Origin of the sequence: Methyloceanibacter sp. (assembly GCF_035650995.1) — a bacterium.
GTDB lineage: Bacteria > Pseudomonadota > Alphaproteobacteria > Rhizobiales > Methyloligellaceae > Methyloceanibacter.
The window spans coordinates 1-14845 of sequence record NZ_DASRGO010000145.1 but is presented as its reverse complement, the minus strand read 5'-3'; the positions used below and the strand labels follow the sequence as shown (position 1 = coordinate 14845).

Annotated in this window: 13 protein-coding genes; 7 read left to right on the top strand and 6 right to left on the bottom strand. The window is 64.5% G+C overall.

Annotation, left to right across the window (positions count from 1 at the left end):
- The first annotated feature begins 90 nt into the window (after window positions 1-90).
- On the top strand, window positions 91-468 hold the full coding sequence (locus tag VFB18_RS11020) for a phasin family protein (protein WP_324974928.1): 378 nt from the start codon (window positions 91-93) through the stop codon (window positions 466-468).
- A gap of 14 nt (window positions 469-482) precedes the next feature.
- Here the strand turns inward: VFB18_RS11020 and VFB18_RS11015 are convergent, their stop codons facing one another.
- From VFB18_RS11015 to VFB18_RS11005, 3 genes are all read right to left on the bottom strand, one after another.
- Entirely contained in the window at window positions 483-1076 is a 594-nt protein-coding gene (locus VFB18_RS11015) for a hypothetical protein (protein ID WP_324974925.1), read from the bottom strand.
- A 231-nt stretch (window positions 1077-1307) separates the two neighbouring features.
- Window positions 1308-1844: a hypothetical protein gene (locus VFB18_RS11010; protein ID WP_324974922.1), complete on the bottom strand. Its 537-nt coding sequence runs from the start codon at window positions 1842-1844 to the stop codon at window positions 1308-1310.
- 65 nt (window positions 1845-1909) lie between these two features.
- On the bottom strand, window positions 1910-3250 hold the full coding sequence (locus VFB18_RS11005) for a sorbosone dehydrogenase family protein (protein WP_324974920.1): 1341 nt from the start codon (window positions 3248-3250) through the stop codon (window positions 1910-1912).
- A gap of 313 nt (window positions 3251-3563) precedes the next feature.
- Between VFB18_RS11005 and VFB18_RS11000 the strand changes: the two genes are divergently transcribed.
- A complete protein-coding gene (locus VFB18_RS11000; RefSeq protein WP_324974917.1) occupies window positions 3564-4931 on the top strand; it encodes an efflux RND transporter periplasmic adaptor subunit in 1368 nt (455 codons plus the stop codon).
- Window positions 4932-4937: 6 nt separating this feature from the next.
- On the top strand, window positions 4938-8102 hold the full coding sequence (locus VFB18_RS10995; protein WP_324974913.1) for a multidrug efflux RND transporter permease subunit: 3165 nt from the start codon (window positions 4938-4940) through the stop codon (window positions 8100-8102).
- A gap of 76 nt (window positions 8103-8178) precedes the next feature.
- On the opposite strand, the gene VFB18_RS10990 is transcribed toward VFB18_RS10995, so the two are convergent.
- The gene (locus VFB18_RS10990; protein WP_324974911.1) at window positions 8179-9186 is read right to left on the bottom strand and encodes an alcohol dehydrogenase; all 1008 of its coding nucleotides are present in this window, start codon (window positions 9184-9186) and stop codon (window positions 8179-8181) included.
- A gap of 36 nt (window positions 9187-9222) precedes the next feature.
- Complete coding sequence (locus VFB18_RS10985; protein WP_324974909.1) at window positions 9223-9867, bottom strand: MarC family protein; 645 nt, start codon at window positions 9865-9867, stop codon at window positions 9223-9225.
- 252 nt (window positions 9868-10119) lie between these two features.
- Here VFB18_RS10985 and VFB18_RS10980 point away from each other — a divergent pair, with 252 nt between their 5' ends.
- The 4 genes from VFB18_RS10980 to VFB18_RS10965 are packed head-to-tail and all read left to right on the top strand — an operon-like array spanning window position 10120 to window position 14052.
- Window positions 10120-11511, top strand: a complete 1392-nt coding sequence (locus VFB18_RS10980; protein WP_324974931.1) for a circularly permuted type 2 ATP-grasp protein — start codon at window positions 10120-10122, stop codon at window positions 11509-11511.
- Window positions 11512-11513: 2 nt separating this feature from the next.
- Window positions 11514-12479 carry an alpha-E domain-containing protein gene (locus VFB18_RS10975; protein ID WP_324974906.1) on the top strand — a complete coding sequence of 322 codons (966 nt, stop codon included), beginning with the start codon at window positions 11514-11516 and terminating at the stop codon, window positions 12477-12479.
- Between the two features lie 3 nt (window positions 12480-12482).
- Window positions 12483-13304: a transglutaminase family protein gene (locus VFB18_RS10970; RefSeq protein ID WP_324974903.1), complete on the top strand. Its 822-nt coding sequence runs from the start codon at window positions 12483-12485 to the stop codon at window positions 13302-13304.
- A gap of 10 nt (window positions 13305-13314) precedes the next feature.
- Window positions 13315-14052 carry a proteasome-type protease gene (locus VFB18_RS10965; RefSeq protein ID WP_324974900.1) on the top strand — a complete coding sequence of 246 codons (738 nt, stop codon included), beginning with the start codon at window positions 13315-13317 and terminating at the stop codon, window positions 14050-14052.
- A 138-nt stretch (window positions 14053-14190) separates the two neighbouring features.
- Here the strand turns inward: VFB18_RS10965 and VFB18_RS10960 are convergent.
- Window positions 14191-14845: phasin family protein (locus tag VFB18_RS10960; RefSeq protein WP_324974897.1), on the bottom strand; the 655-nt coding region annotated here is incomplete at its 5' end.

The following is a 14845-nucleotide window of genomic DNA, read 5'->3' as shown; positions in this document are numbered from 1 at the left end:
GGGCCGGACGCTATTCCCTCCCGAATGCGCTATAGTGTGACGGTGCCGTGACGAAACGGCCGCTCTTAGACGGCAACCCAAGAGGACATTATGGGAGACACCCCTTCCTTCGAGATTCCGCCGCAACTGCGCGAAATGGCCGAGAAGAACGTCGAGCAGGCGCGCGCGGCCTACGGCCAATTCATGGACTTCCTCACCCAGGCCATGAACACCTGGCAGAAGGGGGCATCGACCGGCGGCGCAGCGGGCTTCAAGGCGGTGCAAGAACGCGCCATCTCCTTCGCCAAGGAAAACGCCGAACGCTCGTTCAACCTCGCAAGTGAGATTGCCCGCGCCAAGGACGTTCAAGAAGTGCTGACGTTGCAGAGCCGCTACGCCCAGACCCAGATGCAGCTGTTCGCGGTCCAGGCCCAGCAGCTCTCATGGCTCATGGCCGACGCCATGCGGGAGATGCAGCCGAAGGCCTGATTGCGCGCCGGCCGCTAGTCGATCTGTTGTCCGAGATAAGTCGCCACGTCGTCGTGCATCTTGAAGACGGCGTCCTTCAACTCGGCTTCGGAGACCTTGTTGTCGATGGCGTTGACGACGCCGATCCACAAATTCTCCGGCATTCCGATCTCGGTCATGCGCGATTTGATGACGCCGCCGATGCCCTGATCCTCGCCCGGCTGATACAGCAAAAGCAGCAGGTTCGACTTGACGGCGACCTCGTACAGCGTGCCGGCGGCGTTGCCGAACTTCTCGCCGATCTCTCGCCCGAGCTCGGCGCCGTCGCCTTGGATGAGGTAATGGATGACGTCGGCGTAGGTCTGGGATGAGTCGGCCGCCCGCGGCGGAAACGGCTTGATCTCGAGCTGCATCGCTTCGGCCAGCGGTTTCATGGCCTTCATGATCTCGTCGACCTTGTCGTCGTGGTTGCCTTGCGCATAAAGAAGGCCGGCGATGCTGATCTGGTCGCCGAGCCGCCAAGCCGCGGCCTTGGCGAGTTCTTCTGTTCCCGCCACGGCATCGCCTGCGACGAACAGGAGAAGAAGCGATCCTGCCAGCGCGAGGGTGACCACACCCCGTCGGCTCAAGGCTCCAAGCAAGCCCCGGAAACTCGTGACGCGCAACTTTGCCTCCCGTTGATCGGGCCGGGCAGGAGTGCGCGGCCATGATTCAAAGATAACCCGCAGATTGATCCCAGTCGCCACAATATTGAGGGGCGCGCAAGCATGAAAACTTCCCTCGGACAGACGCCTCAATGTTTGCCTGTACTCAGGCCCCAGGCGTCGCGTCCCGGGCAATTGTGCAGAGCGGTACCCCGCTCAACTGGCTTTGCGCGCGCATTTTTTCTTGGCTTCGTTCCATTGACAGACGTCGGCCTTGGCCGCGCAGGCTGGTTGATCCAGGTTCCTGCAAGGAGTCGCGCCCTTGGCGTCGGGGTTGCTCGGCTGCGTGGCGCCGATCCCAGTCCCCGACTCGGCCGCCGGCGTCGCCGTCTTGGCCGGCTTCTTGATCGGCGTAACGCTGATCACCGACCAGGAATCGGGACTATCGCAAGGAACGAGAGCCACGTCGGCCTTGCTTGCGTCGAGACCGAGACACTTGCCGTCTTGCGCCGCCGACTTCAGCTTGTAGGTCCAGTTGGAGGCCAGCGTGCTTTGCAACGCGTTCTCGAGCGCGGCAATGCGGCCGCCCAGGACGATGATGGTCTGCTCGAGATGCGAGATATGCTGTTGCAGGCAGGCCATCCGTTCCTGATCGTCCTTGATGTCGTCGCAGAACTGCAATCCGGCCGCCCACGCCGGTAGGGCAAATCCGATCATGCCGAGCACAAGAGCGAGGCTCGCGAAGACGCGCATGCTGACCTCCTTGACTTTAGCTTGGGAGAATCTTCGCGGGCGGGGCTCGCGCTGGCAAGGAAAAGTCACGGCGCGATCGCCGCGCCTGCCGGCGCGCTTGGCGTCACCCGCCACACCACGTTGCCGACGTCGTCGGCGACAAGGAGCGCCCCCCTCTTGTCGACCGCGACGCCGACCGGACGTCCATAAGCCTCGCCGCTCTTGCTGAGAAAGCCCGTGAGCACGTCCTCCATCGGCCCCGAGGAATGACCGCCGGAAAACGGCACGAACACCACCTTGTAGCCGCTCGGCGGGTCGCGGTTCCAGGAACCGTGCTGGCCGATGAAGGCGCCGCCGCGGTAATGTGGCGGGAAGAGCGCGCCCTCGTAGAAGGCGAGCCCGAGCGAGGCGGTATGCGGCCCGAGCGCATAATCCGGCACGATCGCCCTGGCGACAAGATCGGGCCTCTGCGGCGAAACACGGGGGTCGAGATGGTCGCCGAAATAGCTATAGGGCCAGCCGTAGAAGCCGCCCTCCTTGACCGCCGTCATGTAATCGGGAACGAGGTCGCTGCCGAGTTCGTCGCGCTCGTTGACCGCGACCCACAGCGCGCCGGTCACCGGCTCGAAGGCAAGTCCGACAGGATTGCGCAGTCCCGTCGCGTAGCGGCGGCTCTTGCCCGTCGCGAGGTCGATTTCGACGATGGCGGCGCGGCCTTCTTCGATGGCAAGCCCATTCTCGCCGGCATTGCTGTTCGAGCCCACGCCGACGAAGAGCTTAGACCCGTCGGGAGCGGCAACGAGGCTCTTGGTCCAGTGATAATTGTAGGGACCTGCGGGGAGATCGGCGACCTTGGTGCCATGCGCCGTGATGGCCGTGTCGCCCTCGTGATAGGGAAAGCGGACCACGGCGTCGGTGTCGGCGACATAGAACTGCTCCCCGATCAGCGTCATGCCGAACGGTGAATTTAGGCCGCTGAGAAAGGTCGATCTCGTCTCGGCGATGCCGTCGTTGTCGGCGTCGCGGAGCAGCGTGATGCGGTTCGGGCTGGGAACGCCGGCGCCCGCCCAATCCATGACTTCCCTCGCGATCCAAGCCATGAGCCCCGTCTCCTTAGGCTGAGCGGGCGTGTTCGTCTCGGCGACCAGCACGTCGCCATTCCGCAGGACATAGAGCCAGCGCGGGTGAACGAGACCGTTTGCGAAACGCTCGACCCTCAACCCTTGGGCCGGGGTGGGCTTGGCGCCTTCCGGCCAACCGACCGCGTGCGCCACGGAGACCGTCGGGATCAGTCTCTGCCGCGGCGGGGGTAGCTCAGGGTTCGGGCCCGCTCCCGCCTCGACGGGGAGGCTCGCCTCGTCGCGGCATGAGGCGAGGCCCGAGGCAAGAAGGGCGATGAGCAGCGATATGGCGAGTGGCTTCAGCATGGGGCGAACAACGTCATTGCCCCGGCAGTCGTGAAGCGGCAAATGCGCGCGGGGTCAAAGCCGATTCGCCGAGCCCTAAGCGAAGACGGCCGCGCTCGCCAGCCGGCGGAGAAGGGGTTTTGCGCAAATTGCTGTGATCCACGCGAAAAACTGAGATTTGCTTAAACTTCCGGCCATAAGCGACGATGCCAATCTTGCGTTTGCCCCCTCGCGCTTGCCCGCTGCTTTGGAGTAGCGTTAGACACAACAGACCATTGTAACCCGCTGCGGCGCGATAAGGCGCCGTTCTGGCGTCAAGATTGATGCGGCCACGATGCAACAGAGAAACCGAAGCGGCGACCACCGCACCAACGATACGTCTCCGCGCGATGACGAGGAGGCGACGACGGACTTGAAAGCTCCAGAGGCGCCCGCCCGCAAGCCCGAGGCGGCGCCCCCTGCCGAAACTCGCGCCGGCCGCCCGGGAGGAGGGCTGAGGCGCGTGCTCCTGCTTCTCGTCGTGGCGGGTGCCGCGGCGCTTCTCTATCACTATTGGGGTTTCTGGAAGGGCGAGCAGGGCGCCGGCAATGCGCCGCCGCCACCGCAGGTGACCGTCTCCAAGCCGCTCATGAAGGAGATGCAGGAATGGAGCGACTTCACCGGCCAGTTCGAGGCGCGCGAATCGGTCGAGGTGCGCCCGCGGGTGAGCGGCTATCTCGAATCCATCAATTTTTCCGACGGCCAGTTGGTGAAGAAGGGCGATCTCTTGTTCGTCATCGAGCCACGCCCGTTCGAGCTCGCGCTCGAAACCGCCAAGGCGCAGCAGGCGCAGGCCGAAGCCCAGCTCGAGCTCGCCAAGGCCCAGCTCGAGCGCACGGCGCAATTGCGCAAAAACGACTACGCCACGCAGGAAACCTATGACGAGCGGCTCGCCCAGGTGAATATCGCCACGGCTTCGCGCGACGCGGCCATCGCCGCCGTCAACCAAGCGCAGCTCAACCTCGATTACACGCGCGTGACGGCGCCGGTCTCGGGCCGCGTCGGCCGGCACGAGGTGAGCGTCGGCAACCTCATCATGGGCGGCACCAGCGGCACCTCCACTACGACGCTGCTCACCACTATCGTCTCGCTCGATCCGATCTGGCTCAGCTTCTATGTCAGCGAGGGCGATGGCATGACCTATAAGCGCCTCGTGCAGAAAGGCGAGGTCAAGTCGGCGCGCGAGAGCACGGTCGAGGTCGAAGGCCAGCTCATGGACGAGAAGACCTGGACGCTCAAGGGCACGATCGACTTCGTCGATAACCAATACGACCGCAACTCCGGCACCATCCGCGTTCGCGCCGCCTTCCCCAATCCCAATCTCTTTATTACGCCCGGCCAGTTCGGCCGCGTGCGGGTGCCGATGTCGCAGCTGCGGCCGACCATGCTCGTTCCCGATGCCGCGGTGGTGACCGATCAGTCAGTGAAGCTCCTCTTCACCGTGGCTCCCGACGGCACGGTGGTGCCTAAGCCGGTCGAGCTCGGCCCCGTGACCGACGACAATCTTCGCGTGATCCGCACCGGCATCACCCCCGACGATGAGGTGATCATCAACGGCCTGTTGCGTGCGCGTCCGGGCCAGAAGGTCACCCCCGTCGAGGGCAAGATCGGCGAACCGGCCGCATCGGCTCAACCGGCGTCGCCCCCACCAGCCTCGCATTAGTCGGCAATGAACCTCTCGCATTTCTTCATCGACCGGCCGATCTTCGCCGCGGTCATCTCGATCATCATCACGCTGGTCGGCGCGGTGGCCTATTTCAGCCTGCCCGTGGCGCAATATCCCGAGATCGCCCCGCCCTCGATCTCGGTCTCGGCGAGCTACCCAGGCGCCTCGGCCGAGATCGTCGCCAAGACCGTTGCCACGCCTCTTGAGCAGGAGGTGAACGGCGTCGACAACATGCTGTACATGACGTCGCAATCGACAAGCGACGGCGCCATGTCGCTCGCGGTCACCTTCAAGCTCGGCACCAATCTCGATACCGCGCAAGTCCTGGTGCAGAACCGCGTCTCGACCGCCTTGCCGCGTTTGCCCGAGGAGGTGCGCAATATCGGCGTGACGGTGACCAAGCAATCGCCCGACCTGATGATGGTGATCCATCTGTCTTCGCCGGACGGCTCGCGCGACCTGCTCTACATCTCCAACTACGCGACCCTGCACGTGAAGGACGTGCTCGCGCGCATAGACGGCGTCGGCAACGTGACCATCTTCGGTGCGCGCGACTATTCGATGCGCATCTGGCTCGACCCCGAGAAACTCGCCGTGCGCAACCTGACCGCCGGCGACGTGGTCGCCGCCTTGCGCGGCCAGAACGTGCAGGTGGCGGCCGGCGTCATCAATCAGCCGCCGGTGCCGCAGCCCGGTGCTTTCCAGCTGAATGTCGAAACGCAAGGCCGGCTCACGACGCCCGAGCAGTTCGGCAACATCATCATCAAGTCCGACCCCAACGGGCGGGTGGTCCGGGTGCGCGACGTCGCCCGCGTCGAGCTTGGCGCTGCCGACTATAACCGCAGCGGCTATCTCGACGAGAACGTGGCGATACCCCTCGGCATCTTCCAGCGCCCCGGGTCTAACGCGCTCGCCACGGCGAAGCTGGTGCAGCAGGCAATGGCGGACTTGTCGAGGTCCTTCCCGTCGGGACTCCGCTACGACATCGTCTACAATCCGACCGTCTTTATTCAACAATCCGTCGATGCCGTGATCCAGACCATGTTCGAGGCCGTGGTCCTCGTGGTGGTGGTGATCATCCTGTTCCTGCAGACCTGGCGCGCCTCCGTCATCCCCATCGTCGCCATCCCCGTGTCGCTGATCGGCACCTTCGCCATGCTCGCGGCACTCGGCTTTTCACTGAACAATCTGTCCCTGTTCGGCCTCGTGCTTGCCATCGGCATCGTGGTGGACGACGCCATCGTCGTGGTCGAGAACGTCGAGCGCAACATCCGCGAGGGCTTGAGTCCGCGCGATGCCGCCTACCGCACCATGGAGGAGGTGGGCGGCGCGCTGATCGCCATCGCGCTCGTGCTGTCGGCGGTGTTCATTCCCTCGACCTTCCTCACCGGCATCCTCGGTCAGTTCTTCCGTCAGTTCGCCGTGACCATCGCCACCGCGACCGGCATCTCCCTGCTCGTGTCTCTGACCTTGAGCCCGGCGCTGTGCGCCCTTCTGTTCAAGCCGCATGAGGCCCATCCCAAGCAGCGGAACATCTTGGTGCGGCCGGTGATCGCCTTTTTCAACGGATTCAACCGCGCCTTCGAGTGGACTGCCTCGCGTTATGGCGCGCTGACGGCCCGGCTCGTCCGCGTCGCCGGGATCATGGTGGTGATCTATGCCGGGCTGATCGGCATCACCATCTACGAGTTCTCGCGCGCGCCGACCGGCTTCATTCCGCAGCAGGATCAGGGCTATCTGATCAACATCATCCAGTTGCCGCCCGGTGCCTCGCTGGCGCGCACCGACGAAGTCGCGCGCAAGGTGACCAAGATCGTGCTGTCGACGCCCGGCATCGCTCACGCCGTGCCGATCGTGGGTCTCGACGGCGCCACCTTCACCACCGCGCCGAACGCGGCCGTCGTGTTCACGCCGCTTGACGATTTCAAGACACGCGCCGAGAAGGGACAGAGCGCTCAGGCGCTTATCGGCGCGCTGAACCAGCAATTCGCGGGCATCCAGGAGGCCTTCATCATTTCGGTGGCGCCGCCGCCCGTGCGCGGCATCGGCACGACCGGCGGCTTCAAGATGGAGGTGCAGGACGTGCACGGCGGGGAGCCCGCCGAACTCGAAGGCGTCGCCACCGCCATCATGGCTCAGGCCAACCAGACGCCCGGCCTTGCCGGGGTGTTCACCACCTTCAGCACCAAGACGCCGAAGGTCTATGCCGACATCGACCGCGTCCGCGCCGAGATGCTCGGCGTCAACACCAACGACGTGTTCACCACGCTCGAGGTCTTCCTCGGCTCGCAATACGTCAACGACTTCAATTTCCTCGGCCGCACCTATCGCGTGACGGCGCAGGCCGATGGCGATTTCCGCCAAGACCTGCACGCCATCGGCAATCTCAAGACGCGCAACGCCAAGGGCGAGATGGTGCCGCTCTCCTCGGTCGCCTCGTTCCGCAACATCACCGGCCCGTATCGCGTCGAGCACTTCAACCTGTTCCCGTCGGCCGCCGTCCAAGGCGGCACGCAACCGGGCTATTCGACCGGCTACGGCCTTGCCACCATGGAAAAGATCGCGCACGAGCTCCTGCCCGACGGCTATTCCTTCTCTTGGACCGAGCTCGCCTTTCAGGAGAAGCTCGCCGGCAACACGGCGATCTTCGTGTTCATGGCCTCGGTCGTGTTTGTGTTCCTCTTGCTCGCCGCCCAATACGAGAGCTGGTCGCTGCCGCTGGCCGTGATCCTGATCGTTCCCATGTGCCTGCTCGCGGCGGTCACCGGCCTTCTGCTCCGGACCATGGACGTGAACATCCTCGCCCAGATCGGCTTCGTCGTGCTCATCGGATTGGCGGCCAAAAACGCGATCCTGATCGTCGAGTTCGCGCGGCAGAACGAGGAACACGGCGAGGACAGGTTCCAGGCGGCGACCGAAGCCGCACGCGTACGCCTGCGCCCGATCCTCATGACCTCGTTTGCCTTCATCCTCGGCGTTCTGCCCTTGATGATCGCGACCGGCGCCGGCGCCGAGATGCGCCAGTCGCTTGGCACCGCGGTGTTCTGCGGCATGCTCGGGGTGACCGCCTTCGGGCTTATCTTCACGCCGGTGTTCTACGTCGTGGTGCGGAGATTTGCCGCCAAGCCAAAAGCGCACGGCTCGCCCCACGCCGCTCCCGCCGAGTAGGGGGGCCCGCAGCCTCACCCTCCGAGACGGACCCACGGTCCTCCCCGGAGTGAGGCGCGGACATTGCCTTACGGGCTTACGGCACGAGAACCACGCGGAACCTCGCCTTGCCGCTCATCATGCGGTCGTAGGCTTCCTGCGCCTTGGCCAACGGATAGGTCTCGATCATCGGCTTGATGCCCTGGAGCGCGCTGAAGCGGAGCGTATCCTCCGAATCGGCCGCGGTCCCTGACGGCCAACCTGCCAACTGCTTGGTCCCATTGATCAGCTGGACCGGCGTGACCTCGATCGGCTCGCGCGAAACGCCGACGACGAGCAGTTTGCCGTGCAGTCCGAGACCGTTGATAACGGCGGTCATCGCCTCTGCGCTCGTCACTGTGGCGAGGATCACCTTGGCGCCGCCGAGCGCTTGAAGCTCCTTGGCGACGTCCTGCGCCTGGCTGTCGATATAGCGGTGGGCGCCGAGCTCGAGCGCGAGCTTCTCCTTGTCCTTGCCGCGCGCGATGGCGACGGTATGAAATCCCATCCGCCGCGCGAACTGCACGCCGAGATGGCCGAGCCCCCCGATGCCGAGGATGGCGACGAGGTCGCCCGCCCGCGCGCCGGAGTTGCGCAGCGCATTGAAGGTGGTAATGCCGGCGCAGAGCAGGGGACCCGCTTCGTCCGCTGAAAGCTCATCGGGGATTGCGGCCAGCGCCTCGATGGGGGCAATCATGTATTCGGCATATCCGCCGTCGTAGCTGATGCCGGGCGTTTTTCCCACGGAGCAATGGATGAAGTCGCCGCGCCGGCATGCGGAGCAAACGCCGCAATTGCCGCCGAACCAGCCGATGCCGACCCGCTGGCCGGTCTTCCAGGTCGTGACCCCGGGGCCGATCGCATCGATTCTTCCGGCGATCTCGTGCCCCGGGACGCGGGGATATTTGATGCCAGGCCAAGCGCCTTGCACCGTGAAAGAGTCGCTATGACAAATGCCGCAGGCTTCGACCTTGACGCGCACTTCGCGCGCACCGGGCTCGGGGATCGGCCGCTCAACGAGTTCAAGCGGCGTATTGGGCGCGGTAACTTGGGCAACGCGCATCATCTGCTCTCCTCTCTGTGGTGGCGCTAGGCGGTGGTGCTAGCGAAATAGATGGGTGGCCGCGAGGCCGTTGAAGATCGACTGCACGGCGAGCGCCGCCAGCAGAACGCCGAACACGCGAACGATCACCTTCCGTGCCGTGACCCCGATGAATTGATGAACCTCCTGTGCGACGACAAGCAGCATCAGTGTCACGGCCATCACGGCAAGTATCGCCAGGATCACGGCACCTAGCAGTTGAAAATCGCCCTGCGTGCCCGCCGCGAGCACGATCGCGCTCGTCATGGCGCCCGGCCCCGCGATTAGGGGAGTGGCGAAGGGAAACACCGCGATCTCGGCGTGCGCCTCGGCCTTGTCCTCGGCCTCCTCGCTTTCCTTGGCCGACAGCGCGGGGACCGGGCCGGATCGCCGCGCCAGCGTCATCTCCAGCGCGATCATGAACAGGATGATCCCTCCCGCCGTCTGCAGCGCCGCGAGCGAAACGCCGAGCTGGCTCAACACCGGTTGCCCCACCAAGGCGAACAGAAGGATGATGATCGTGGCGATGAGCACGGCCTTGATCGCGATCGCCCGCCGCTCGGCTCCCGTCATATTGGGGGTCAGCGAGGCGAGCAGCACGGCGGTGTCGATCGGGCCGATGACCGCAAAGAAGGTGGTGAAGGCGGTGAAAAAGGTCTCGAGCATTGCCGGGGTTAGACCAGTCGGTTTGTCTAGCACGTTTGGCGGTTAAGCACGACGCGCGGGATAGCCGTTGCCCAATTGAAGGGCATGAGATTAAGATGCCTCAAAATATAACAAGAGGAAGCGCGCCAAGCTTGGGTTGGAGGTCGTGTTTGAAAGCCAGGGTGGGCGCGATTGCCGCAGACTGCTGAGAGAGTGAGTGTGGAGGAGAGACGCGAGCTGCGCTCTCCGGCTCCCCGCAAATTCTTCGACGAGATGCGCGAGCCTGACGGCACGGTGCGGCACGCTTACGCGGCGCTTGCCGGCATGCTCGACGGCCTTTCGGTCGAGTCCCTCGTCACCAAGCAAAACGCCGCCGAGGAGCTGTTCAGGAGGCTCGGCATCACCTTCGCCGTCTATGCCGAGGGCGGCTCGACCGAGCGGCTGATTCCCTTTGATCTCATCCCCCGCATCCTTGACCGTTCGGAGTGGAGCTTGGTCGAGCGAGGCTGCGTCCAGCGCGTCAAGGCGATCAATGTTTTCCTCTACGACATCTACCACGACCAGGAGATCCTGAAGGCGGGCCTCATCCCGGCCGAGCTTGTCCTGCTCAACCCCGCCTTCCGCCCCGAGATGCTCGGCATCGAGCCGCCCAATAACGTCTATGCCCATATCGCCGGCATCGACCTCATCCGCACCGGCGAGCGCGATTTCTTCGTGCTCGAGGACAATGTGCGCACGCCCTCGGGCGTCTCCTATGTGCTCGAAAACCGCGAGATCATGATGCGGCTCTTTCCCGACGCCTTTGCCGGGCAGAGCATCTCGCCGGTCGGCAACTACCCTGAGCGGCTGATCGAGAACCTGCGCGCCGTGGCCCCGTCTGGCGCTGACGATCCTGTCGTCGTGCTGCTCACGCCTGGCCGCTACAACAGCGCCTATTTCGAGCACGTGTTCCTCGCCGAGCAGATGGGCATCGAACTGGTCGAGGGCGGCGATCTTTTCGTGCGCGACGGTTACGTGTGGATGCGCACCACCGAGGGCCCGGTCAAGGTCGATGTCATCTACCGACGGGTCGACGACGCGTTCCTGGATCCGCTCGCCTTCCGGGAAGATTCGCTGCTCGGCGTGCCAGGCCTTCTCTCGGTGGTACGCTCCGGCCGGGTGGCGCTCGCCAACGCGCTCGGCACCGGCGTCGCCGACGACAAGGCCATGTACACTTACGTGCCGCGCATGATCGAGTTCTATCTCGGCGAGCACGCCATCCTCAACAACGTGCATACCTACATGCTGCGCGATCCCAAACAGCGCCAGCACGTGTTCGACAACCTCCACAACCTCGTGGTCAAAGAGGTGCAAGGCTCAGGCGGTTACGGCATGCTGATCGGACCGGCTTCGACCGCCGAAGAGCGCGAGGCCTATAAGCGGCGGGTCATGGCCAATCCCGACAACTACATCGCCCAGCCGACGCTCGCGCTCTCGACCGCGCCGACGCTGGTCAAGGGCGAGATCGTGCCGCGCCACGTCGATCTCAGACCTTTCGTGCTGTCCGGCAAGGAGACGAGCGTCATCCCCGGCGGGCTCACGCGGGTTGCGCTCCGCGAAGGCTCGCTCGTAGTCAATTCGAGCCAGGGGGGCGGCACCAAGGACACCTGGGTGCTGGAACGCTGACCATGCTGAGCCGGACCGCCGAAAATCTGTTCTGGATGGCCCGCAACATGGAGCGGGCCGAGAACACCGCGCGCATGCTCGATGTTTCCTTCCGCATGGCGCTCCTCCCCTCGACCATCGACAAGCAGGCGCTTCATTTCGAGCCGATCCTTGCCATCGCCCCGGGCTCGGGGCGCTTCCGCGAGCTTTACGGCGAGATGACGCACGAGACCATCATCCGCTACGTCGCGCTCGAGCCGGAAAACTCCGGGTCGATCTGGTCGCTTATCCGCTCGGCGCGCGAGAACGCGCGAGCCCAGCGCTCGGCCATTTCGAGCGAGGCCTGGGAGAGCCTGAACCAGACCTGGCTTCAGGTGCAGAACCTCGATTTCGAGGGGCTGAAGCGCTGGGGTTACCGCGACTTCTTTGATTGGGTGAAGGAGCGCTCGCATCTCTTCCGCGGCGTGGTGTTCGGCACCATGCTGCACGACGACGCCTTCCGCTTCATCAGGCTCGGCACCTTCATCGAGCGCGCCGACAACACCGCGCGCATCCTCGACGTTAAGTACCATGTGCTGCTTCCCCAGGGAGAGCAGGTCGGCGGCGTGGTCGACTATTATCAGTGGGGCGCGTTGTTGCGTTCGGTCGGTGCTTTCCGCGCCTATCGCCGCGTCTATCACGACACCGTCTACCCATGGCGCATCGCCGAACTGCTCATTCTGCGCGCCGACATGCCGCGCTCGCTGCACCATTGCTACGAGAACGTGATCGGCACGCTCGACGAGCTGACCGGCAAGAAGGAGCTTGAGTGCCGGAGGCTGGCCGGGCAGACCTACGCCCGGCTCAGATACGGCCGCATCGACAAGATCTTCCAGTCGGGGCTGCACGAGTTCCTCACCGATTTCATCGCCGCCAACAACGCGCTCGGCCTCCAGCTTCAGGACGATTTCCTGATGCGGCCGACGGCCATGATGGCGGGGGCGGCTTAAGTCATGCTGATCAGGGTCGAGCACGCGACCGCCTACACCTACTCGGAACCGCTCCTTGCCAGCACGCAATATCTGCGCATGACCCCGCTCTCGGGGCGGACGCAGGCCGTGGAGAGCTGGAAGCTCACCTGCCCGGGTGCAACCACCACCCCCTGGCAGGATCAGTACGGCAACTACTGCCACACGCTCACCATCTCCGAGCCGGTCGATTACCTCGAGATCAAGGTGTGCGGACTCGTGCGCACGCGCGAGACGAACGGCATCGTCGGATTCGCCACCGCCGAGCTCCTGCCCGACATTTATCTCCGCGAGACGCCCTACACCGTCGCCCCCGAGTCGGTCAGGGACTTCGCCGCCCGCTTCCGCACCGCGCTCGCGCGGGACAGGATCGCCGGCCTGCACGAGATCATGCTCGGCGTCGCCGACGCGGTGGACTACAGGAAGGGCGAGACTCACGTGCATACCACCGGCGCCGAAGCGCTGGAGCAGGGGAGCGGCGTGTGCCAGGACCATGCTCACATCTTCTGCGCCGTCTGCCGCGTGCTCGGCGTGCCCTCCCGCTACGTCAGCGGCTATGTCAACCACGGCTTCGGTCATGACGCGCACGCTTCGAGCCATGCTTGGGCCGAGGCCTTGGTCGAGGATCTCGGCTGGGTCGGGTTCGATCCGACGACCCGCGCCTGCGCCACCGAGGCCTATATCCGCACCGCCGTCGGTCTGGATTATGCTGACGCGAGCCCCGTCCGTGGCGTAAGAAGCGGCGGGGGGCTCGAAACCATGACCGTGCGCGTGAGCTTTCCCGCACAACAACAACAGACCCAATAGGGGGACTTCCGTGACCTACTGCGTCGGCATCCTGCTCGATGAAGGCGTCGTGCTCGCCGCCGACTCCCGCACTAATGCGGGCATCGATCGCGTCTCGACCTTCCGCAAGATGTTCACCTTCGAGAAGCCCGGAGAGCGCTTTTTTGCCCTGCTCACCGCCGGCAATCTGTCCCTCACGCAAGGGGTGGTGAGCCTGCTCAGCGAATGGCTCAACACCGAAGACCCCGACCGCGACCTCTATGCCGTGAACTCGATGTTCGGAGCGGCCCGCGTGATCGGCACCGCCTTGCGCGAGATCCACAAGATCGACGGCGGCTATTTGCAACAGCGCGACGTGGATTTCAGCGCCTCGTTCATCCTTGCCGGGCAGATTCGGGGCGGCCAGCTCCGCCTGTTCATGATCTACGACGCCGGCAACTTCATCGAGGCGATGGGCGACACGATCTATTTCCAGATCGGCGAGGTGAAATACGGCAAGCCGATCCTCGACCGCATCATCCGCCGCGACACGAGCTTGAGCGACGCCGCCAAATGCGCGCTCATCTCCTTCGATTCGACCATGCGCTCGAACGTCTCGGTGGGGCCGCCGATCGATCTCCTGATCTACCGCCGTAACTCCCTGAAGAAGGACTTCGCCGTGAGGCTCGAGGACGATGACCCCTATCTCCAGGCGATCAGAGAGGGCTGGGGCGGCGCCATCGTCAAGGCGTTCCACGACATCAGCCACGATCCGGGCTGGACGTTCTGAAGGTAGCGGATACATCATCGCCGGGCTTGCCCCTCGGGCTCGACCCGAGGGACCCGGCGATCCAGGGCAGCTTGCTCAGCGGCTGTTGCTCGTTGATGCCCGGCTCAATATGACGATGTGGTCGAGACGGACTCGGCGCTAGTAGCCGCGCGGGCCGCCCGGCGAATAGCCGCTCGACGACGGGTAGGCATGTCCGCTCGAAGAGGTCGTGGCGTTGCCGCGCGGCGTCGGGCTCGCCCCGAGGTCGGTCTTGGCCGGCGTCGTCTCGACGATGAGCTTGGTGGCGAGGTCGCGCATCTCTTCGAGCTGATGCACGAACTTGTCCATCTGACTGCGCACGTGCTCGCTTTGCAGCTCCATCGCCTCGCCCACCTCCTTGCACTCGGCGAGTCTGACGGCAAGATTGAAGTTCGCCTCGGCATTGGCGCGGGTGATCTCGGCGATTTTGGCGTTCAACTGCTGGAGACTGGCGCGCGCCGACTGCGAGCTGTTCTCGAGCGAGCTCCAGGCCTTTTCGCTTGAGGCTGCGAACGTGTCGAAGGCTCTGCGCGCCTGCTCGATGCTCATCTTCATGAGCTCGCGCAAGGGCTCGGGGAATTCGGGCTTCATGAAGGTGTCGTTGGCCATGTTACCCTCCTGCGAACTTGAGTCTTTGGCGTTTCCCTTTGGTTCTTCGCTCGGACGGGGCCGGGCGGCGCTCTTTTCTGCGGCCTTCTGCATGGCGAGCAGCCACGTCATGTATGGCCACCAGGCAGCCCACCACAGGTTGCGAGCGATCAAGAATAGCATGAGC